This is a genomic window from Streptomyces sp. Inha503, assembly GCF_047215865.1.
GTDB classification, from domain to species: Bacteria; Actinomycetota; Actinomycetes; order Streptomycetales; family Streptomycetaceae; genus Streptomyces; species Streptomyces lycopersici.
On record NZ_CP178360.1, the window covers coordinates 12,125,443 to 12,145,799 of the forward strand.

Genomic DNA, 20,357 nt, shown 5'->3' on the forward strand with positions numbered 1-20,357 from the left:
TTAGGTTCGTCTCGATCTTGGTGTGGTGTGTGCCCTGCTGGACAGGGGTTTGGTGGAGGTGGTGCAGATGCCGGTCCAGCACCTCAGGGTGTCCTGGAGGGCGTCGAGGATCTGGTAGAGAGTGAGCCCGGTCCGGGGAGTTTTGGGGCCAGTCGTTGTTCGGTGAGGAAGGCGTGGGCGGCGGCCTTCGAAGTGGTCCAGGCCCAGGCCGTGTTTGAGTTCGCGGTAGTCGTGCTCGATGCGCCAGCGGACTTTGGCCAGACGGACCAGGTCGGTGATCGGGGTGTCGGCGGGCAGGTTGGACAGCCAGTAATCGGTAGGTGCCTCGGCCTCTTCGGGCCATTCGATCAGTAGCCAGCAGTCGGGCAGGATCCCGTCCCACCATCCCTGTTCGGCCGAGGCAGCGGCCCGGACAGGGCGCTCGACAGCTGTGCCGGCGGGCCGCACGCGCAAGGCGGCGAAGCGGGAGCGTAATTCGCCTCGTGAGCCTTGCCGCCAGGTGAGGGGCGTGAACGCCTCCCGTCCGAGACCGGTGGCCAGGGCTGCCACTGAAGGTGCGGGACGGCGGTAGCGGGGCTGGGGCCAGCAGCCGATGTCCCCCTTACGGTCCGGCGCCTCGGGCTGGGCGTCAAAGGGGTGGGCGGTCACATTCGCCCGGATGGCGAGTACGTAGGCGATGTGGCGGTCGTCCAGGGCGGCCCGCAGGCGTGCGTTGGTGCCGTAGGCGGCATCAGCGACCACGGCCGGCGGTGTCATGCCCCATGCGGCGAGCGTGTCGAGCATGTCTGCTGCCAGGCGCCATTTCTCCCGGTGCGTGACGTCGGACGGGATGTGGGTTGCGGCCCGGCGGCCGGTGTCCGAGGCCCACTCTTCGGGCAGGAACAGGCGCCATTGCAGCGGGCAGGAGGCGGTGTCGGTCGCGGCGCGGACGCTGACCGCGACCTGGCAGTTCGCCCGTTTCCCCAGTGCCCCGCGGTACTGCGGGGCACCCCAACCGACATCCGGCCGTCCTTGGGCACCGAAACATCATTGATCACCCAGGCCGTCGGCCCGATCAACGGCAGTACCCGCTCGCAGATCCGCCGCTGCACCGGCACCGGATCCCACGTGGACTGGTTCACGAACTGCTGCAGGTTCTGCTCATTGCCGTCCGGCAACCGAGACGCCATGGCCTGGATGGACTTACGGCGACCATCCAGCATCAGTCCCCGCAGATAGCAGTCACCCTTGGCCCGCTGATCCTTCCGCGGAACTCAGTCGAACACATCCGCCACGTATAACGCCAACCTGGCCCGTACACGGTTCACTTCGTGTGCATCCACACATCCAACATGCCCTGGAACAGCACGAACCGGAAGACCTAACGGAGTCCTACTAGTGCTGCGTTCCTCAAAGGGTGTACACAAATCGGCGTCGTCGTGGGCGAGTTGGTAGCGGCGGTCTGCGTCAGATCCAGGGTTTGGCGCGGGAGTTGAGCTGGTCGGTGGCCAGGGTCGTGGCGTGCGTGATGTCGTCGCGGTTGGCGAATGACCGGCCGGCGAGGGCGGCTTTGCGGAAGATGCGCCACCAGCCTTCCTGGAGGTTGAGCCAGCAGGCGCCGACGGGGATGAAGGCGTGGTGGATGCGGGGGTGGTCCTCCAGCCGGGTCCGGGTGGACAGGCTGTTGTGGGAGGACGGGTTGTCGGTGACGATCCAGATCTGCCCGTGCGGGTTGGCGTCCTCGAGCTGTTGGAGGAGCTGCCTGGTAGAAGACGCTGTTGCGGGAGGAAGCGGTCATGGTGACGGCCTGGCCGTCGAAAGGGGCGCAGACCACCGTGGACCCAGGTCTTCTCCGGTCCGCGGGTGTAGTCGAGTTCCGCTTTGATCCGGTGCCCGTCGGGTGACCAGGCAGGTGCGGGCGGGAAGGTCCGCGGGACCCCGGCCCCAGCTTGGTCGGCACAGATCACCGTCGCGTCGTCGGGTGGGTGGGTGTAGAGGCCGATGATCCGTGTCTTTTTGGGACGAAGTCCGGGTCCTTCGACCTCGTCCAGGACCGGGTGCGACGCCAGCGCACGCGTTCGGCGAGCAGGATACGGCGGACCTGACTGCGCCCCACCTCGATCCCCTGGGCCCGTGCTGCCGTGGTCAGGGAGTCCAGGGTCTACTCGGGTGGCCCGGGCTCGTCGCAGGCCCACAGCTCTCCGACCGGTTCCCACCTCAGCCGTCCCGGCGGCATGGTTTTCACCAGAGACAGGCCTTGCAGACATGAGCGATTGAAGCGGTGCAGCCAGCACCGCACGGTCTTCTGGCTGCAGCTCAGCTCAACGGTGATCGCCGGCACCCGCAGGCCCAACCAGCTCAGCTCGATCATCCGGGCCCGCATCACTGCATCACTGGGAGCCTTCCGTGCCTGCGACAACCGGCGAACGACGGCTCGTTCGTCCTCATCACGCCCCGGCCGTGCCCGTAAAACCATCGGCAAACACCCGCCCCCGAGCTTCACCAACTACCCCGCCATCAGGACATATACCCAGCAAAAGCGGAACGCAGCACTAGTACTGCAACGGTGCTTGCCGTGACTGCTGGCCAGCTCAGTCGTTGGTCTGGTTATGGGTGGGGACCTTGCTGATGTCAGGTTGTGGGCCGGTGAGCTGAGTGCGGTCCACGAGCGGTTCGTGCACCGGTTCAGCCGGGAGGAGCCGCGCCAGTCGGCGCTCGCCTATATGCGGGGGTTGATTGCTCCGCTGGAGCGGGAGAACGGCTGGGCGCGCGAGCCATGCTCAAGACCTGTGGATCGAGCTCGGGGAGCACGCGAAGGGCGTACCTTCCCGAGTGATCGACTGATGGTCATCGAGTAGGCCGGTGTTCGCAGCACCGGTCGGGAAGGCACGCCCGTGCTCAGCGTAGTCAACGACGACGGCACCACCGCCAACGGCTCCTCCTTGACCGACGAGATCGTCCGGGAGGGTGCGAGGCGGATGCTCGCGGCAGCCCTGGAGGCCGGAGTCAACGCGTACATAGCCGAGTTGGCCGACCAGCGGGACGAGACCGGCCGGCGGCTCGTGGTCCGCAACGGCTACCACCAGCCCAGGAAGGTCACCACAGTGGCCGGGTCGGTCGAGGTGAAGGCCCCTCGAGTGATGACAAGCGCGTTGACGAGGCCACGGGCGAGCGCAAGCGGTTCTCCTGCGCGATCCTGCCGCCGTGGTGCCGCAAATCCCCGAAGATCAGCGAGGTGCTGCCGCTGCTCTACCTGCACGGCCTGTCCTCGGGCGATTTCGTCCCGGCCCTGGAGCAGTTCCTCGGCAACACGGCTGGGCTCTCGCCCGCCACCGTCACCCGGCTCACCCAGCAGTGGCAGGCCGACCACACCTCGTTCATGGACCGCGACCTCGCAGGCGTCGACTACGTGTACGTGTGGGCCGACGGTATCCACCTCAACGTCCGCCTGGAGGAGGCCAAAGCCTGCGTCCTGGTGCTCATCGGAGTCCGCGCCGACGGCTCCAAGGAACTGGTCGCGCTCAAGGACGGATACCGCGAGTCCGCCGAGTCGTGGGCCGATCTGATGCGCGACTGCGCCCGCCGGGGCATGCGTGCCCCCATCCCGGCGGTCGGCGACGGCGCCCTGGGCTTCTGGAAGGCCCTGGCCGAGGTGTTCCCCGCTACCCGCGAGCAGAGGTGCTGGGTTCACAAAACGGCCAATGTCCTCGACTCAATGCCGAAGTCCGCGCAGCTGGGCGCGAAGAAGGCCATCCAGGACATCTACAACGCCGAGGACCACGACCACGCCGAGGCGGCGGTCAAGACGTTCGCCAAGCTCTACAGCGCGAAGTTCCCCAAGGCCGTCAAGAAGATCACCGATGACCAGGAGCAGCTCCTGGCGTTCTTCGACTTCCCGGCCGAGCACTGGATTCACCTGCGGACCACGAATCCGATCGAGTCCACGTTCGCCACCGTCCGGCTGCGGACCAAGGTCACCCGAGGCGCCGGCTCCCGCACCGCCGCCCTGGCCATGGTCTTCAAACTCGTCGAGTCCGCCCAGCAGCGGTGGCGGGCCGTGAACGCACCCCACCTCGTCGCCCTCGTCCGCGCCGGAGCACGCTTCGAACGCGGTCACTTTATCGAGTGGCCCCAGGAGAGGGCGGCATGACGGCCATCGGCCTGCGGCTGGCCACCGCCGCGGACAGCGAGTACTGCTTCCGGCTACACAAAGCGGCCATGGGCGCCTACGTCACGGCCATCTGGGGCTGGGACGAGCAGGTCCAACGCGACGTCCACGCCCGCGTGTTCAGCCCCGGCCAGTGGCAGATCATCACCACCGAAGGCGCCGATGCGGGCATGCTCCACGTCGAGCACCGGCCGACGGAGATCTACCTGGCGCGGATCGAGCTCCACCCCGACCACCAGGGACGCGGAATCGGCAGCCAGCTCATCCGCAGCCTCCTGCTCCAGGCCCGCCAGCAGGGCCGAGACCTCGCCTTGGACGTCCTCGTCGTCAACCAGCGGGCCCAGGCCCTCTACCAGCGACTGGGCCTGCACGAAGTCACTCGCCACGGCGCCAACGACATCAAGATCAGGATGTCCACCAAGCCGCCTCAGCCTGGCCCGATCCACAGATCTTGACAATGACTCTCTCCACCCCAAGGATCCGTACAACGAGGCCGTTGCCGCGTTCTGCGTCCAGGCATCCGGGGGTCTGGGCATCCTCTACGCCCCGGTGCTCTCCCTCACGGTCGGCGACACCGAGCAGACCGGCCTCCTCGCCTACATCCACGGACTGCGGTTCATCACGATCGAGCCCTTCGACACACAGGCCGCGCTCACCGCCACCGAACTGCTGCATGCCGGGCACTCCTGGGCAGCCGTCCACGCCATCCACGCCGCCCGCCCCTCCGCCGACTTCCCCGCCGGGCGCTTCCTGCTCACCCTGGCGCCCGAACTGTGCGAAGGGACCGGCGTCCAGGCGGTCCACCCCGACCAGTAGCAGGCCGCTTCCGTCGGACTCGGAGCGATAGAGCGTCTTGACGCCGATCCGGTCGACGGGATGGTCCGGGGCGCGGCAAACTCGGGACAGATGGAAGGGGCAGCATGAGTGCACAGCCGATTCACTCGCATCCGGAGCCTGACCGGGTGCCGCGGAACGCCGAGGGCATCGCGGCCGCGCTCGAGGGCGAGCGGCGGATGGAGTTCTACCGCGAGCTCCTGGCGGCCGCGCCGGAGGACGCCGAGGGGGTCCTGCGCCGCTGGTGGTGCGAGGCGATGCTGGACACCGACCCGTCCGGTGGGCGGTTCACCGATGCCGCGCTGAACGGCACCCTGCCCACGAAAAGCGTCGCGGCGGCCATCGCGCGCCGCCGAGCGGCCGGGCTGCCGTTGAGTGAGTCGCACGGCCAGGAGCCGGAAGGCTGGCCTTGTGAACTGTCCGAAGAGGTCGACGCGCTCCTGGCGGACTTATCCCTGCCGGGTGAGGTCTTCGGAGCGATCATCGCGGCGACCGTTCAGATCAACGAGACGCGACGCATGCCGCTCGGCCGGGATGGAGTGCTGGGCGTCGCCGAGTACGTCATCGTTGCTGACGCCGACCCGCCGTACATCGTCCTCACCCGTATCCAGCTGTACTGACCGTCTCTGAGGTTGAGTTTTAACCTCTGCCGGGCGCGAGAGAACTACGCGGAGTTCGGCGTAGCAGGCCCTGGGTGCCGCTCATATGCTCGGTCCTTCGCGCACGGAGGTTTCGTCACATCGGCGACGAGACCCGTGGTAGGAGTTTGTGTTCCGAAACCCCCTCACCCGCGTTGCGACGGTTCACTCGCCTTGATCGGATGGGGCTTTCCCGGCGAAGGACTGGGAATCCTAGCAAGGTGTCTCACCCCGGAGTCCCACCGCTGGCAGTCGACGATCACGGTAACGCCCTGGTCTCCTTCGGACACGGGCCGGAAGGCTCGCCACCGTCTGACGCGCCGTTGCCAGCGGCGTTGGTCGCCATCTGGCGCGGCGATCGTGTCCTCATGGTTTTCGATCGTTTCCGCCAGTCGTGGGAGCTACCCGGTGGCCGTATCGAGGCAGGCGAATCCCCTCGTCAGGCAGCCGCACGCGAACTGCTGGAGGAGACTGGCCAGGAGCCCGACGGACCTTTAGGCTTCGTCGGCTACGCAGCGTTCGTGCTCGCCCCCGATCGGCGAGCTGAGTACGCGGCGCTGTTCGCCGGTCATGCCATCACCGTCCGCGGCTTCCAAACCAACGAGGAGATCGCGGCCATCCGCTGGTGGAACCTCCAGGAAGCCCTGCCTGGACGTGTCCAACCCCTGGACGTCCACCTCGCCCGACTCACACGAGAGCTGGGCACTGGCCTCTCCCACCATCCACAGGAAGGTTAAAACTCAAGCTGAGAGGTCGTTTCCTCCCGATGTTTCATCCCGGAATTGTCGTTTGATCCCGTTGTATCGGGTCGCGCCAGGAGATGGTGGCTTCGCCGGTGAGGCGGCGGGCCATCAGGTCGGTCATGGCGAGGTGGATCATGGCTTCGGAGCGGGCGGGCAAGGTCTCGTAGTCGCGTGTGAGGCGGCGGTGGAACATCCGCCACCCGTAGGTCCGCTCGACGGTCCAGCGCTTGGGCAGCGGGTGAATCCCCTGCTCCCGTGGGCGCGTCGGACGATTTCCATGTCGATGCCGAGGGTGGCGGCGTGCTCGACGAGGTGCTGGCGGTAGCCGCCGTCCACCCAGACTTTGCGGATGGTGGGGTGGGCGGCGGCGATCTGGTCGACCAGGTGGGCACCGGCGACGGAGTCCTGCACGCTCGCGGCCGTGACCAGCACAGAACACGCATGCGGACGGCTCCGCTTCCTTGCCCTCCTGCCGCCGTAAAACGCCGGTGAGCTGGGCGAACACGCCGTCCTTCTGCCACTTGGCGAAGTAGCCGTACACGGTTTCCCAGGGCGGGAAGTCGTGCGGCAGGTAGCGCCACTGCACCCCGGTGCGGTCTACGTACAGGATCGCGTTCATGATCTCGCGCAGATCGTGCTCGGGCGGACGTCCGATGCTCAGCGCATGCCGACGCCGCTCGGCCCGCCAGGCGCTGAGCACCGGCTCGATCAACTCCCAGCGGGCATCGGACAGATCACTCGGATACGGACGACGTTCGGCCATGACCTGGACGTACCGCCGGTCAGGGGCGTGCGCCCAGGCGTGCACCGCAAGCGGTGGAAGCACGGACCATGCGACGGGCCTCTTGGGATGAGACAGGCGCAAGCCGCATCCCACCCCAGCCGTCACCCCATGCGGCGCATCCGCCACAGCCACTCCACCAGGCCCGCCGAGACGATGACACCCGACCCAAAGGTTCAGGATAAAGCGCGCTTCATAGACGAAAACGACCTCTGAGCTTGTTCCTTAACATCGGGCCCGGCTGTGTGGTCACTCTTTGGAGTGATCGCAGGGTATGAGGGCGGCCTTCCTCGTGATCCTGAACTCTGCGACGAGATTCCGGAGTTCACCAGGAAGGCCGTGAGGATGCGTGTGCTGGCATCGGCCGGCGAGCGGAACGTGCTTGAGGAACTGTCACGCTTTCGGAGGGCCTTCTACGGGTGCTTGTCCGCGCGAGCGGATGCGTTCTTCGAACTTTCCGACGCGCTGCTGTGCGCAGATGGGCCGACGCGGACGCCGGTCGAGCTGTCCCTGCTCGCCGAGCACCGGCGCGGCTACGGTTCGTTGTACGGTGCTCTGAACCATGGTCGGCTTGACCTGAATGCCCTGCGTGACCTGCTGGTTTCCTTGCCGCTTCCGCGGTTCGACGGGCGGATCGTGCTCACGGTGGACGTCTCGCCGTGGCTGCGGTCGGACGCCGCCTGCTCGCCGGAGCGGTTGTTCTGCCTGGTCCACGGCCGCAACGGCCGCTCATCGGACCACGTGGTGCCGGGCTGGCCGTACTCGTTCGTCGCCGCGCTCACCCCGGACCGCACGTCGTGGACCCAGGTTCTGGACGCGGTCCGGCTCGGGCCCACCGACGACGCCGCGGCCGTCACCGCCGACCAGCTGCGGGCCGTGGTCGAGCGCCTGGTCGCTCTGCGTAATGGCCGATGTTAAGGAACAAGGTCAGAAGCTGTGTCAGAACCGGTGATCTGCGACGTTCCGTGACTGATCGGCGGAGCGGTCGGGCCGGACGTCGCCCAGGCCGTCCGTGCTCAGCGACAGTGTCGTCCGGCACGCCCCGGCGGTGTCAGCTGGTCGGGCGCGCGATCAACGGCGTCGAGCTGCCCGACTACGCGGGGGTGCCGGACTCCGCAGTCCCGGCCGGATCGCCGATCACCTCGTCGGCCAAGCCGTAGGTGTCACATAACGTGTCGAGAGGGGCCACGCTTCGGTAGGACACCGCCGGACCACCTCCGCTCATGCCGCATGGTGCGCGTTGGAGCGCCTGTTCGGCGGCCAGGCCTCGTTCCGATGAGGCGGTGTTGCCTTGAAAACTGGCAAGATCAGCGGTGCGTTCTGAGAGGCGGCGTTACGTCGTTCGTGGATGCTCACATCTTGACGAGCTGCTGTGGGACGTCCCCCTGAGCACAGGCGCATTCCAGGTTGGTACGGGCGGGTCCCGCCCGGTGACCGGCTCGTGGAACGACGTGAAGCATGCAGAGCCGAGGCCAATTCTCTGAAGCTCTCGGCTACTTCGGGCGGCGGGAGAAGCGGCAGGAAGGCGACCCACGTCACCATGGGGGGGGTGGGCCGCGCTCGCAGTGGGCCATCACCGCTCGTCACGTACGGTGCGGTGACGGTGACGGCCCACGTGGACACCGATCCGGGCCCCCAACGTGACGAGGCCCGCCACACAGGCCCCGACCAGCCACGACAGCTGCCCGGCCGTCATCTGCACCTCGCGCCGGGCAGTCACCCGCCCCTCCGGATCCTGGTAGACGGTCAGCCGGTCGCCGATCCGGCTGTCCTCGTCGCACCTCGAACCGACGACGTCCGCCTCGGTCCCATCCGGCAGACGAACCCCGCAGACATGGCTGGTGGTACCACTGGGCTGCGAGACGGACACGCGGAGCTCTGAAACCACGGCCGTCACCTGCTCCCCCCGCCGGTCGAGGACGGCGTCACCGTAGAACGCGAGCGGCATCACCATCAGGACGGTCAACACCGCCACCGCGATCGAGTAAGGCCAGGGGAGGCCCAGGATCCCCACGGTGATCATGCCGACGAGGCCCGTCATGAAGATCACGACGCCCAGGATGGCCGGGCCTTCCGCGCCGGATGAGTGGCCAATCGCCAACGCGCTCGAGCCGATCCACAGCGCGGCCAGCCCCAGGCCGCCAGCCGCTCCCAGCAGTCCCTGGCCGACCTTCCCCCGGCTCATCGTGAACCGCGACATCCGTGTCGCTGCCACAGGCCCTCCCCACGCGTCCGTGCCCGGATTCCGATGCCCGAGCGGCCTTGGCGGAACCGTATCCAGGCGAGCTCGGGAGGGGTCCGGTCGATGGCGGACGCCTACGGCACGAGCGAACCCTTCTGGGCGTACGCACCTGTCCGCTCTCGTTCTGCCTTGCCGGGCCGCTCGGCCCGGCCGTGTCGATGTGTCGCGGCTGCCGGTCCCGCCCTCACCGCCCTGGGAAACTAAGCGGCGTGGTGTATGCGGTCGCTCGTACCGGGACTGCCGTCATCTGCCTTGTGAAGAGCGCATGGCCACGCACGGTGGAGACCCGCCGCGTGGAAACTGTCTACCCAAGCGCGATTTCCGCGAGAGCCGGGTAGGTTGAGAACGCCGAGCGCTGGCGTTCTCAAACGACCTGACACCTCCGCAGGCCAGCGAGCCGCTATCTGACAGATTCACTTCGACAGGACAGCCGAGGGCCACAGGTCCGGTGATGCCGGTCGTGTCCCGTCTCTGTCGATCTGGCCTCTGTCTCAGGTGATCTGGTCCGATTCGCCTGCGGTCTCAGGTGATGTGGTTCGCCTACGTGGTTTGGTCAGGGGCTGGTCGGCGGTTCTGCGATGCCGATGAAGTTCCCGGCCGTGGTCCGGATGTGGACCGACCACCCCAGCGTTGTGAGGTCGTCCGTGAGGGTCTGGGCATCGTGGAATACCTTCACGATGCGGTACTGGCTGCCGTCATCGAGCCGACGCAACGCCGCCGGGGATGGCTGGTTCGCGAGGACTTCCTCGTATGCCGCTGCGGCGGGGCCGTCGTCAATGAAGATCGCTTTGCCGCCCGGCGCGAGCGCGGCGGCGACAGTGTTCCAGAAGTGGGGGAGCCGTGCCGGCGGGACATGAGAGAGCCAGAAGGCGAAGAACACGGTGTCGTAGCGTCGTGGCGGCTGCCACTGGAACAGGTCGGCCTGGAGGAATTGGACGGTGGGGGATGCTGTGCGCGCACGAGCCAGGGCCAACACCTCGGCTGACGCATCGACAGCCATCACCGACTGCGCCCGCGCCGCGAGCCTCGGGGTCCACTGGCCCGTTCCGCAGGCCAACTCCAGCACATCTCCGGCAATCGGGAGGTCATCGACGACAGTCAGTAACTCCTGCAGGGCTTCGTACTCTGCATAGGGCCGGTCGTATTGGGCCGCGCCGGCCCGGTAGTAAGCCATCTGCTCTGTCAGCAGAGCGTCGTCGTCCATGCGGGTTCCCCTCGTCCGGGTTCGGGCAGAGCCGAACGCACTCAGTTCGTCGGCTTGGTCGCCACAGACACTGTCGGCCTTCACCTCTGGGCAAGGTCAAGTGTCTTGAGGGCCTGGAAACGTCCCTGCCGAGCGGCGGGCGTCGCTCGTTGAGGTGACGTCTTCCGCGTTCGGGTCATGGGGCTCTCCGGGGTGCCCCACTCTCACAGTGCAGGGCCGAGCGTGGTGGGGAGGTGTTCGTGGGCGAGCCTGCGGAGGCGGTACCTGGCTGGGGATACGCATCGGCCGTCCACGTGGGGTTCGTTGGGGTCGACGGCGTTGAGCAGTTCGGTTCACTGGCCCGCTATTGGAACGAGCCCTTCGAGCGTGCCTCCCCGGCCCGGAAGTTCATCGCGTTCAAGGGGCAGAAGAACTTCACTGGTGACTACTGGGCAGCGACCTCGCGTGACCTGGTGGGTTACGAGTCGTGGGTGGAGCGGGACGCCGCGATGGCCCTGGACTTCGATCCCGCCGTCATCGCTCTGGCCTCCCAACCCTTCCATCTGGTCTGGGCGGATGGCGACCGGGATCGTGAACACAGCCCGGACTACTTCGCCAGGTTGTCCGACGGCACCGGTGTGGTGGTCGATGTCCGGCCTGAGAGCCTCGTCGATGAGGAGGCTGCCGAGGTCTTCGCGTTCACCGCGCGAATCTGCGCGACGGTGGGGTGGAAGTTCCGGCTGGTCGGGGACTTGGATCAGCCGTTCCGGGCGAATCTGCGCTGGCTGGCGCGTTACCGCCATCCGCGCTGCCACCGGGCGTCGGTGGCAGCGCTGTTGCGAGAGGTGTTCGTCGAACCGCAGTTGCTGTTTGCGGGGGCCGATCGGATCGGAGATCGGATGGCGGTGCTGCCGGTGCTCTATCACCTGCTCTGGCGGCACGAGCTGACGGCGGACCTGGTCTCGGGTCCGCTCGGTGGGGGGACGGTCGTCAGCCTGGCGGCGAGGGGGTGGTCGTGAGCTCCGCGCGTCCGGGGCGGCTGTGTCTGGGGGACCGGGTCAGGTTCGAGGAACGTACGTACACGGTCGTCGCGCTGACCGGGATGCGGGTCCGCCTGGCCGACATCCACGGCACGGGCATGCTCATCGACCAGGTCCATCTTCAGGCGGCCGAGGACTTCGCTGTCCTCGGCACCGGCGAGCGGGCCGTGCTGGGCTCGGCCGCGCTGCTGGATCACCTGCCCGAGAAGGCCGCGGAGCGGGCACTGTGGTGGCAGCAGCACGTGATCGAGATCCTGACCGGCCTGCCGCCGGATGCTCCGGCGGGGATGCGGCCCCGGCCGGAATACGACCCCGGCTGCCGGTCGCTGGCTGAGCGCGAGCGGGCCAAGGCAGCAGAATTGGCCGCGCTGGGTGAGGAGATCAGCGCGCGGACCGTCAAGCGCAAGCGGCAGCGCTACGAGGCCGGCGGTGTCGAGGCGGTGGTGGACCACCGACTCGCCCCGCACGCCACGCTGCTGGGCCAGGCCGACCCACACGTCGTGGCGGCGATCCGCCAGGCCATCGCCGAGAGCGTGGAGGCATCCACCCGCACGATCGAGTACGCGCGCTGGCGGACCGAGCAGATCCTGGCCGCCGAGCACCGCAAGGACGTGGTGGAGATGCCGTCGCGGGCCACGTTCTACCGGCTCTTCGGCAAACTGTCCCGCGGTGTCCACGTGACCGGCTCGGCCCGAACCCGCCGGTCCCTCGCCAACCAGCCCGAGGGGCCGTTCCGCTACGAACAGGTCGCGGTGCCGGGTGAACTGATGCAGATCGACTCCACGCCACTGGACGTGCTGGTCCGGCTCGACGAGGGGATGCCCGGCCGGGTCGAGCTCTGCGGCCTCGTCGACGTCGCCACCCGGACCATCACCGCCGTGGTGGTCCGGCCGACCACCAAGTCGGTGGACGCCTCCCCTCCTGCTGGCCCGCGCCCTGACGCCGGAGCCGATGAGGCCCGGCTGGGTGGACGCGCTGAAGATGTCCCGGTCGGTCTTGCCGCACCGCAGGCTGCTGTCCCTGGATGAGCGCCTGGAACACGCTGCCGCGCGGCCGCTGATCATCCCCGAGACCATTGTCTGTGACCGGGGCAAGGCGTTCATCTCGGAAAACTTTCGCTCCGCCTGCCGCACTCTGGAGATCAACTTCCAGCCCTGCCACCTCCGCTCGCCCGCAGAGAAACCCCACATCGAACGCTCACTCGAATCGGTGGCCACGCTGTTCTGCCAGTTCCTCCCCGGCTATCTGGGCCGCACGGCCGAACACCGCGGCCGGCGTATCGAGGACGAGCCGCTGTGGTCGATGCAGGAGATCCAGGAATTTCTGGACGAATGGCTTGTCGCGAAGTGGCAAAACAGGCGCCACGACGGGCTCAGGGACCCCGGCAGCCCCGGCCGGACTTTCACACCGAACGAGAAGTACGCCAGCCTCGTCGAAAGCGCCGGCTACATCCCCCTCGCGTTCGCCGGGGACGAGTACGTCGAACTGCTGCCCGCGACCTGGCGGGCCGTCAACTCCTACGGTGTCAAGATCAACCACCGCATCTACGACTGCCCGGAGCTGGGACCTTTGCGGCGCCAGCCCTCCGGCGTCACCCGCAAGCGGGATCTATGGGAGGTTCACCGCGACCCCTATGACGCCAACTGGATCTGGGTCCGCAACCACCGGGAGGGCGGCTGGATCCCGGTTCCCTGGAAACACCTCGGCTCCGTCTCGCAGCCCTTCGGCGACCTGGCCTGGGACCACGCCGCAGCTGACCTGCGCCAACGGGGCGAGAGCGACCCGACCGAGGAACAGATCGCCCAAGCGGTCACGGAACTCCTGACCAGAGCCAGTCAGGGCCCCAGCGGCGACGGGAAGGCTCGCCCCTCCCGTCGCGACCGGCGGGTCGCCGCCCGGACTCGCGCCGCCGCCGAGAACCCCGGTCCTCGGCCGCCCCAGCCCGAGACCGCACCGGCCGGCACAGACGGCCCGCCGCCCCACGACGAGGAGGGCGGCGACGCCCGGGACGAACCGGTCGCGAAGGTCATCCCGCTCGGCGTTTTCGACCCCTTCAAGGAGGCTGACAAGCGATGGTGACCGCGACCGGACCCACCCCGGCGGGCAGCCTGACCCGGGTCGGCAGCACGGCTGGCGACGGGCTCTGGACCGGGAGGAACTGCACCGCTACCTCACCACCCTGGAAGGCTGGAGGGAGTTCGCCGTCCGGGATCCGGCCCCGCCCGACCTGCTGCCCGACCGCGTCCTGGACGGCCTGGACGCCGACGAACGGCTGGACTACGACGACGGCCGCATCGACTACCACACCCGGCTGACCGTGGCCGAGACCTCCACCCTGCGCACCGTCGTCCGCACCGGCAGACGCCTGACCCTGCTCAACCGGCATGCGATCAGCGCCCGCCGGGGCCTGATCCTGTCCGGCCCGGCCGGCACCGGCAAGACCACCGCACTCACCCAGTTCGGCAAGACCATCGAGGCCATCGACCGACGCCGACCCCCCGGTGTCGACGGCCGGATCCCGGTGGTCTACGTCACCGTCCCGCCCGCCGCGACCTCGCGCATGCTAGCCGTGGAGTTCGCCCGCTTCCTGGGCCTGCCCGTCACCCGAGCCAACATCACCGACGTCATCGAAGCCGTCTGCGGTGTCCTCATCGACGCAAGGGTCAGCGTCGTGTGTGTCGACGAACTGCACAATCTCTCCCTCGCGACCCGCAACGGCGCTGAGGTCTCGGACACCTTGAAGTACTTCTCCGAGCGCATCCCGGCGACCTTCGTCTACGCCGGCGTCGACCTTGAGGCAGGCGGGCTGTTCGACGGCACCCGGGGCCGACAGATCGCCGGACGGTTCGGCGTCATCGAGACCGTCCCCTTCCCCCGCACCGAGGAATGGACCGGACTGGTCACCACCCTCGAACAGGCCCTGCGGCTGCACCACCACCGATCCGGAACCCTGGAAGGACTGGCCCACTACCTCCACGACCGCACCGGCAGGATGATCGGCTCCCTGTCCCACCTCATCCGCGGCGCGGCCATCGACGCCATCCTGGACGGCACCGAGAAGATCACCCGCAAATCCCTGCAGAGCGTGAAACTCGACCGCGCAGCCCAGAACCGCAGAGCCCGACCAGCCTCATGACCACCGGCGCGAACGACGACGGCCGACTCCGCCTGCTACCGGTCCGCCCCCGGCCAAAACCCGGAGAAAGCACGGACTCCTACGTCCGCCGCCTGGCCCGCGCCAACCACCTCAAACCCAGCTACCTGCGCGGATACCTCGTCGGCCCGCCGGACTACGGACGCGGCAAACGCCCGCGAGCCGACCGGCTCGCAGCGGTCATCGGACGACGGCAAGACGCGCTGGAACGAGCTCTACCCGACCTGGTCAGACAGAACCCCGCGAAACCCGACAAGCCCAGGCGCCGCGTCACGAGGGCTGAAGACAAGCCCGCGCTCTTCGCGGCGATCCGCAAGGACGCTCAAGCCGAACAACTGCCGGTCTCTCATCTGGCGAGGCGTCACCACGTCAGCCACGCCACCGTCCGGCAGGCCCTCAAGTCGCCAACGCCGCCGCCCCGAAAGAAACGACCCCCCATCGTGGGCCCTGCCAAGGAACGCGTCGCCCCCACCATCGACGCGATCCTCGACGAGTACGCCGCCACGCACGCCGGCCAGCTCCCCACCGTGAGAGAGGTCTGGGAGAAGCTGCTGGACGACCACGACGCCACCGTTTCCTACGGAACGGTTCACCGCTACATGTCCAGCCACCCGCTCAAGAACCCGGACACGTTGACCAGCCACACTGAACTCACCGCAGGGAACTACCTCGCCGCCACCCAGCAGACCTTCCACGCCGCCGTGTTCAAGCAGTACCGGGCACTATTGACCGCAGTCCGCCGCGAGCCCGCCCGGCACGGCCTCGACGGCACCTTCACCACGACCACCGCCTTCGTCCTCGGCCTGGACGCCGGGAGTAACTGGAACATGCTCGCAGGCTTCCAGGAATGGCTCGTCGTCCGCCGCAGTGCAGGACACGACCTGACCTGGCCCATCCTCATCCGCCACCTCGCGCCCGGGGGATGGACCCACCCCCTTACCCAGCAGGCCGACACCGCAGCCGTGACCACGCTCCACCGCCTCATCGGCGAGTTCTTTGACGCACGAGAGCAGCCCGACGGCCTCGGAAAGATCTTCAGGGGCTACCAATCGTGGCTGACGACCCAGGCGTGGTATCAGTTCGAAACGGCGGAGCCGGACCAGATCAGCTGAGACAACATCCGGCATCCATCCAGCCAGGACCACATCACCCGAGATTCCCGGCATCCCCACGTCTCAACTGAACTGGTCGCCGCACGTCAGCGGCCCGATGCCGAACCAGATCATTTGAGACGGAACAGGTCGGGTGCCCAAGGGTCGCCGCAGCCGTCGCCGGAGTCGGGGAACGGGCGGACGAGTCAACCACGGTCACGCGATGGCTCTCACCGGTCCACGCCTCCCATCACCGGGTCGATGCCGGCCACGGCGACGATGACGTCCGCGACCTGCCCGCCCTCGCACATCGCGGCCATCGTCTGCAGGTTGGTGAAGCTCGGGTCGCGGAAGTGCACCCGGTAGGGGCGCGTGCCGCCGTCGGAGACTACGTGCACGCCCAGCTCGCCCCTGGGGGACTCGACCGCCGTGTAGGTCTGCCCCGGCGGGACGCGGAAGCCCTCCGTCACCAGCTTGAAGTGGTAGATCAGCGCCTCCATGGACTCGCCCATGATCTTGCGAATGTGGTCCAGCGAGTTGCCGAGCCCGTCCGCGCCGAGCGCCAGCTGGGCCGGCCACGCGATCTTCTTGTCCGCGACCATTACCTCGCCGCCGCCGCCCGTGAGCTGTTCCAGGCACTGCTCGACGATCCGCAGCGACTGCTCCATCTCGTGCAGCCGGATCAGGAACCGCCCGTAGGAGTCGCAGGTGTCGGCGGTCTCGACCTCGAAGTCGTAGCCCTCGTAGCCACAGTACGGCTGCGACTTGCGCAGGTCGTGCGGCAGGCCGGTGGCCCGCAGGATCGGGCCGGTCGCGCCCAGCGCCATGCAGCCCGCCAGGTTCAGATAGCCGACGTCCATCAGCCGGGCCTTGAAGACCGGGTTGTTGGTGGCGAGCTTGTCGTACTCGGGCAGCCGCGAGCGCAGCAGCCTCACGCCCTCACGGATATCGTCCAGCGCGCCGGGCGGCAGGTCCTGCGCCAGCCCGCCGGGCCGCACGTAGCCGTGGTTCATGCGCAGGCCGGTGACCAGCTCGAAGATGTCGAGGATGACCTCGCGGTCACGGAAGCCGTAGACCATCAGCGTGGTGGAGCCGATCTCCATCCCGCCTGCGGCCACGGCGACCAGATGGGAGGAGATCCGGTTGAGCTCCATCATCATCACGCGGATGACGCTCGCCCGCTCCGGGATGTGGTCGGTGATGCCCAGCAGCTTCTCCACCGCCAGGCAGTAGGCCGTCTCGTTGAACAGCGGCATCAGGTAGTCCATGCGGGTCACGAACGTCGTGCCCTGGACCCAGTTGCGGAACTCCATGTTCTTCTCGATGCCGGTGTGCAGGTAGCCGATGCCGCAGCGGGCCTCCTTCACCGTCTCGCCGTCGATCTCCAGGATCAGCCGCAGCACACCGTGCGTGGACGGGTGCTGCGGACCCATGTTGACGATGATCCGCTCGTCGTCCGCCTTCTCCGTCGCGGAGAAGATCTCGTCCCAGTCGCCGCCGGTGATCGTGTAGGTGTGACCCTCGGTGGTGTCGCGGGCGCCTGCCGGTTCATGCTCGGGGCTGCTCATTGGCCGTAGAACCTCCGGTGTGGTCGCCGATCGCGTCCGCGTGTGCGGGCTGCGCGCGACCAGACATATTATCCAGAATTGCGCATCTTCGGCAGGAATGCCCACCCGTCCTGGACCTGGCCCACAACGCCGCCCCCGGCACCCTGTACGCGATCTTCCAGCTCCTCACCGCGCTGCTGCTGCTCTCGGCCGCGTCCTCGTCCTTCCAGGCCGGGCCCGGCCTGCTGAAAGCACTGGCCTGCCACCACGGCCATGGCGGCACCGATGCCGGAATCCTGCCCGCCGTGTAGGGACGTACCAACTGCACCACGCCCCGTACTGCTCTTCCTGGCCGTCTCCGCGGTCTTGATCATCGCGGCCGGCGGTGACGACCAGCGGCTGGTCCTGTTCTACGCCGTTTCGGTGTTCATGGCCTTCCTGGCCAGACTGATCGCCATGTCCCGCTTCTCGCTGCGCGAACGCCGCTTCGGACACGCGGCGGTCAACCCCGTGGGCGCGGTCGCCGTCGCCTTCGTGCTGGTGGTCAACCTCTCCCGGGGCGAGCCGATCGCCTCCCTGGTCGCCGCGGTCGCGATCGCCGCGGTCCTGCACCGGATGTGGGGCAAGGCCGGACGCCCGCGCGGCATCCGCGACGTCACGGCCGAGGCCGAAGCCGGCCACTGAGCCCGCCCGGTCGCGTCAGGTCAGGGGATTCGGAGCGAATACCTAGCCGCCCATGACGGGGTGCAGCATCCGGCCTTGGCGCCACTCCTCGCCTGTCCCACACGCACGGCGCGTTCACGATCGAAGCAATCCACTGACACTTCCTGGCAGTACCACTGACGTTCTCGTGGCAGACGACACCAGTCGCGCCGACCGGCGGCTGCCGCCGCGCATTGAGGCCAGGCCCATGGGCCGGAGCGGTGACCCGGATGAGGATTTGCAAGCGCGGCTTCTGGGGCTCGTGTCCCAGCGCGATCACGAACTACCGCAAGCCGCTTGCGCTCCACGGCCGCCGCCGGGTGACGGAGCACAGCGGCCCTCTCCGGGGTGGCCGGCCCGCGCGTCGAGCGGCTGGAGGCGGCGGGGTCCGCGCGTACCGCACCCGTCGCCAGCTGCTGCGGACCTACCGCGGCCTCGGGGATGTCTCGTCAGGGAGCACCCTGCGGCCGGTGGCGCGGGCAGTTTCCAGCACGGTGCGGAAGTGCTGGACGATTCCGGCGGCGTCCTCGCTCATGTCCTGGATCTCCGCCAGTGCGAGGTCGTCGGCGACTCCTCGCGCGGCAAGGCCGAGGAGAGCATCGTCGCCGCCGTCGGCGAGTTTCGTCAGTCGGGCGTGCTCGGCGAGCAGTGCGTCGGCCTTTACCGCCGTGGTGGCGTACTGCTCCAGCCCCGTGACCCGCTCCTCCTCCCCGTCCAGGGTCGCGGCCAACTGCGCCTTCCTGGTCGCGAGTGCCTCGGCGTGTCGTCCGGCACGCCGAGGCGGTGTCGGCTGGATCGAGGACCGTCACACCCTGCCCAGCAGGTCGACACCAGTCTGGCGACGCCTGCGCTGGGGGGTTATCCCCCGTTCCGATCTTGGGGTGCGCCGGATCGCGCCCCGTTGGGGGCGAAACTAGCTTTCAGCCATGATTTCGACTCTGCGAAAACCCCTCGCCGTGGCACTCGGTGTCGCTACGCTGCTCACCGCCGATGCGGCCACTGCCGTCGCCCAGCCCGCCGGTTCCTCCCCTGTGCAGCAGTTACGCCGGGACACCGCGGCGATCCACGCCCTCGGTGTCAGCGGTGTGCAGGCCCGCGTGATCGCGTCTGACGATCGGCAGTCAGTCGCCACCAGCGGCACCGCCGACCTGGACACCGGTCGCCCGGTCCCTTACGACGGCCACTTCCGCATGGCCAGCACGTCCAAGACGCTGGTCGCCACCGTGGTCCTCCAACTGGAGGACGAGGGGGAGCTGTTCCTGGACGACACGGTCGACCACTGGCTGCCAGGAGTAGTCCAGGGCAACGGCAACGACGGCAGCCGGATCACCATCCGCCAACTGCTCCAGCACACCAGCGGCATCCACGACGACCTGCCCGGATACACCACACCGGAGGAGTACTACCAGCAGCGCCACGACGTCTACGGCTCCGAGCAACTGGTCGCCCGCGCCATGGCCCACGCGCCGGACTTCCCACCCGGCGAGGGCTGGGCGTACTCCAACACCGGCTATGTCCTGCTCGACATGATCATCCAGAAGGCCACCGGTCAACCCGCCCATCAGGAGATCGAAGACCGCATCCTGCGCCCGCTTGGCCTCGACCAAACCCGGTGGATGAGCACCTCACCCACCCTGCCCCGGCCCCACGCCCATGCCTACCAGTTCTTCGGCCCCGGTTCACGGGTGGACGTCACCGACCAGATACCGGTGGACTACGAGAACCTTTCGTGGGTCACGACCACGCAGGACGAGAACGACTTCTTCCGCGCGCTGCTCGCGGGCCGCCTGCTACCGGCTCGGCAGATGGCCGAGATGAAGCAGACCGTCCCCGTGAGCGCGGAGGTCCAATAGCTGTGGCCTGGCGGCCGATACGGGCTCGGCCTGGTCGAACGCCCTCTGGGCTGCGGAGGAACCTACTGGAGCCACGAGGGCGGGGACGGGGGCTACATCACGCTCAACGGCGTCACCGACGACGGCAGGCGAAGCGCCGTGGTCTCCATGTCCGAGGCACGCGGCGACACCCTAGGGCACATCCTGGCCCAGGAGAATGCGGCCAGTGCCCTGATCGACCATGCACTGTGCGCCGGGGGCCCAGCACCCCGTGAACGAAAGCGTCACCGCGGTGGCCGGTGAGCTCGGTGCCATGAGCGCCGGCGCTTGGGACCCCTACCAGAGGCGTAAACACCTCGTGAGATAGCACATCTAGGACAAGGCGGTGGTGGCGAGGCGGATGGCGTTCGGCTGCTGCATTCG

Annotated in this window: 20 protein-coding genes and 5 pseudogenes; 16 read left to right on the forward strand and 9 right to left on the reverse strand. The window is 68.0% G+C overall.

The window, feature by feature from the left end:
• From ACJX2R_RS50360 to ACJX2R_RS50370, 3 genes and pseudogenes are all read right to left on the reverse strand, one after another.
• Positions 1 to 1,202: pseudogene (locus tag ACJX2R_RS50360) on the reverse strand (IS701 family transposase).
• Between the two features lie 244 nt (positions 1,203 to 1,446).
• The gene (locus tag ACJX2R_RS50365; protein ID WP_413106162.1) at positions 1,447 to 1,698 is read right to left on the reverse strand and encodes a transposase; all 252 of its coding nucleotides are present in this window, start codon (positions 1,696 to 1,698) and stop codon (positions 1,447 to 1,449) included.
• A 442-nt stretch (positions 1,699 to 2,140) separates the two neighbouring features.
• The gene (locus ACJX2R_RS50370; RefSeq protein WP_413106163.1) at positions 2,141 to 2,455 is read right to left on the reverse strand and encodes a helix-turn-helix domain-containing protein; all 315 of its coding nucleotides are present in this window, start codon (positions 2,453 to 2,455) and stop codon (positions 2,141 to 2,143) included.
• A gap of 133 nt (positions 2,456 to 2,588) precedes the next feature.
• Between ACJX2R_RS50370 and ACJX2R_RS50375 the strand changes: the two are divergent.
• The 6 genes and pseudogenes from ACJX2R_RS50375 to ACJX2R_RS50400 all read left to right on the forward strand — a co-directional run.
• A pseudogene (locus tag ACJX2R_RS50375) lies at positions 2,589 to 2,744 on the forward strand (IS701 family transposase); the annotation flags it as partial.
• Positions 2,745 to 2,873: 129 nt separating this feature from the next.
• Positions 2,874 to 4,129: pseudogene (locus ACJX2R_RS50380) on the forward strand (IS256 family transposase).
• Positions 4,126 to 4,602 (forward strand): GNAT family N-acetyltransferase, encoded by a 477-nt coding sequence (locus ACJX2R_RS50385; protein WP_413105654.1) that lies wholly within the window; start codon positions 4,126 to 4,128, stop codon positions 4,600 to 4,602. Before ACJX2R_RS50380 ends, ACJX2R_RS50385 begins: the two are co-directional and overlap by 4 nt.
• Before the next feature lie 94 nt (positions 4,603 to 4,696).
• A complete protein-coding gene (locus ACJX2R_RS50390) occupies positions 4,697 to 4,963 on the forward strand; it encodes a hypothetical protein (protein ID WP_413105655.1) in 267 nt (88 codons plus the stop codon).
• Positions 4,964 to 5,067: 104 nt separating this feature from the next.
• Complete coding sequence (locus ACJX2R_RS50395; RefSeq protein WP_413105656.1) at positions 5,068 to 5,601, forward strand: hypothetical protein; 534 nt, start codon at positions 5,068 to 5,070, stop codon at positions 5,599 to 5,601.
• Between the two features lie 200 nt (positions 5,602 to 5,801).
• Entirely contained in the window at positions 5,802 to 6,356 is a 555-nt protein-coding gene (locus ACJX2R_RS50400) for an NUDIX hydrolase (RefSeq protein ID WP_413105657.1), read from the forward strand.
• A gap of 34 nt (positions 6,357 to 6,390) precedes the next feature.
• Here the strand turns inward: ACJX2R_RS50400 and ACJX2R_RS50405 are convergent.
• Positions 6,391 to 7,125 (reverse strand): annotated as a pseudogene (locus ACJX2R_RS50405) (transposase).
• Positions 7,126 to 7,488: 363 nt separating this feature from the next.
• On the opposite strand from ACJX2R_RS50405, the pseudogene ACJX2R_RS50410 reads away from it, so the two are divergent.
• Both ACJX2R_RS50410 and ACJX2R_RS50415 read left to right on the forward strand, forming a co-directional pair.
• Positions 7,489 to 8,040 (forward strand): annotated as a pseudogene (locus ACJX2R_RS50410) (transposase); the annotation flags it as partial.
• Positions 8,041 to 8,168: 128 nt separating this feature from the next.
• Positions 8,169 to 8,303, forward strand: coding sequence for a hypothetical protein (locus tag ACJX2R_RS50415; protein ID WP_413105658.1), 135 nt, complete (start codon positions 8,169 to 8,171; stop codon positions 8,301 to 8,303).
• Between the two features lie 413 nt (positions 8,304 to 8,716).
• Here the strand turns inward: ACJX2R_RS50415 and ACJX2R_RS50420 are convergent, their stop codons facing one another.
• Together ACJX2R_RS50420 and ACJX2R_RS50425 are read right to left on the reverse strand one after the other, a co-directional pair.
• Complete coding sequence (locus ACJX2R_RS50420) at positions 8,717 to 9,358, reverse strand: hypothetical protein (RefSeq protein ID WP_413105659.1); 642 nt, start codon at positions 9,356 to 9,358, stop codon at positions 8,717 to 8,719.
• 580 nt (positions 9,359 to 9,938) lie between these two features.
• Positions 9,939 to 10,589, reverse strand: a complete 651-nt coding sequence (locus ACJX2R_RS50425; protein WP_413105660.1) for a class I SAM-dependent methyltransferase — start codon at positions 10,587 to 10,589, stop codon at positions 9,939 to 9,941.
• A 233-nt stretch (positions 10,590 to 10,822) separates the two neighbouring features.
• Between ACJX2R_RS50425 and ACJX2R_RS50430 the strand changes: the two genes are divergently transcribed.
• The 3 genes from ACJX2R_RS50430 to ACJX2R_RS50440 are packed head-to-tail and all read left to right on the forward strand — an operon-like array spanning position 10,823 to position 13,687.
• Positions 10,823 to 11,587, forward strand: a complete 765-nt coding sequence (locus ACJX2R_RS50430; RefSeq protein ID WP_413105661.1) for a TnsA-like heteromeric transposase endonuclease subunit — start codon at positions 10,823 to 10,825, stop codon at positions 11,585 to 11,587.
• Positions 11,584 to 12,636 carry a hypothetical protein gene (locus tag ACJX2R_RS50435; RefSeq protein WP_413105662.1) on the forward strand — a complete coding sequence of 351 codons (1,053 nt, stop codon included), beginning with the start codon at positions 11,584 to 11,586 and terminating at the stop codon, positions 12,634 to 12,636. The genes ACJX2R_RS50430 and ACJX2R_RS50435 overlap by 4 nt, the downstream gene beginning before the upstream one ends.
• A complete protein-coding gene (locus tag ACJX2R_RS50440; protein ID WP_413105663.1) occupies positions 12,575 to 13,687 on the forward strand; it encodes a Mu transposase C-terminal domain-containing protein in 1,113 nt (370 codons plus the stop codon). Before ACJX2R_RS50435 ends, ACJX2R_RS50440 begins: the two co-directional genes overlap by 62 nt.
• On the opposite strand, the gene ACJX2R_RS50445 is transcribed toward ACJX2R_RS50440, so the two are convergent.
• Positions 13,662 to 13,913 (reverse strand): hypothetical protein, encoded by a 252-nt coding sequence (locus tag ACJX2R_RS50445; RefSeq protein ID WP_413105664.1) that lies wholly within the window; start codon positions 13,911 to 13,913, stop codon positions 13,662 to 13,664. The two genes, ACJX2R_RS50440 and ACJX2R_RS50445, sit on opposite strands and share 26 nt — an antisense overlap.
• Before the next feature lie 6 nt (positions 13,914 to 13,919).
• Between ACJX2R_RS50445 and ACJX2R_RS50450 the strand changes: the two genes are divergently transcribed.
• Together ACJX2R_RS50450 and ACJX2R_RS50455 are read left to right on the forward strand one after the other, a co-directional pair.
• Complete coding sequence (locus ACJX2R_RS50450) at positions 13,920 to 14,744, forward strand: AAA family ATPase (RefSeq protein WP_413106164.1); 825 nt, start codon at positions 13,920 to 13,922, stop codon at positions 14,742 to 14,744.
• Positions 14,741 to 15,874, forward strand: coding sequence for a TniQ family protein (locus tag ACJX2R_RS50455; RefSeq protein ID WP_413105665.1), 1,134 nt, complete (start codon positions 14,741 to 14,743; stop codon positions 15,872 to 15,874). The genes ACJX2R_RS50450 and ACJX2R_RS50455 overlap by 4 nt, the downstream gene beginning before the upstream one ends.
• Before the next feature lie 209 nt (positions 15,875 to 16,083).
• Here ACJX2R_RS50455 and ACJX2R_RS50460 read toward each other — a convergent pair whose 3' ends face one another.
• Positions 16,084 to 17,421, reverse strand: a complete 1,338-nt coding sequence (locus ACJX2R_RS50460; protein ID WP_413105666.1) for an NADH-quinone oxidoreductase subunit D — start codon at positions 17,419 to 17,421, stop codon at positions 16,084 to 16,086.
• Positions 17,422 to 17,438: 17 nt separating this feature from the next.
• Here ACJX2R_RS50460 and ACJX2R_RS50465 point away from each other — a divergent pair, with 17 nt between their 5' ends.
• Together ACJX2R_RS50465 and ACJX2R_RS50470 are read left to right on the forward strand one after the other, a co-directional pair.
• Positions 17,439 to 17,711 carry a hypothetical protein gene (locus ACJX2R_RS50465; RefSeq protein WP_413105667.1) on the forward strand — a complete coding sequence of 91 codons (273 nt, stop codon included), beginning with the start codon at positions 17,439 to 17,441 and terminating at the stop codon, positions 17,709 to 17,711.
• A 55-nt stretch (positions 17,712 to 17,766) separates the two neighbouring features.
• Positions 17,767 to 18,084, forward strand: coding sequence for a hypothetical protein (locus tag ACJX2R_RS50470; protein ID WP_413105668.1), 318 nt, complete (start codon positions 17,767 to 17,769; stop codon positions 18,082 to 18,084).
• 442 nt (positions 18,085 to 18,526) lie between these two features.
• On the opposite strand, the gene ACJX2R_RS50475 is transcribed toward ACJX2R_RS50470, so the two are convergent.
• A complete protein-coding gene (locus ACJX2R_RS50475; RefSeq protein WP_413105669.1) occupies positions 18,527 to 18,832 on the reverse strand; it encodes a hypothetical protein in 306 nt (101 codons plus the stop codon).
• Between the two features lie 196 nt (positions 18,833 to 19,028).
• Here ACJX2R_RS50475 and ACJX2R_RS50480 point away from each other — a divergent pair, with 196 nt between their 5' ends.
• Positions 19,029 to 19,955 carry a serine hydrolase domain-containing protein gene (locus ACJX2R_RS50480; protein WP_413105670.1) on the forward strand — a complete coding sequence of 309 codons (927 nt, stop codon included), beginning with the start codon at positions 19,029 to 19,031 and terminating at the stop codon, positions 19,953 to 19,955.
• Positions 19,956 to 20,357: the final 402 nt, after the last annotated feature.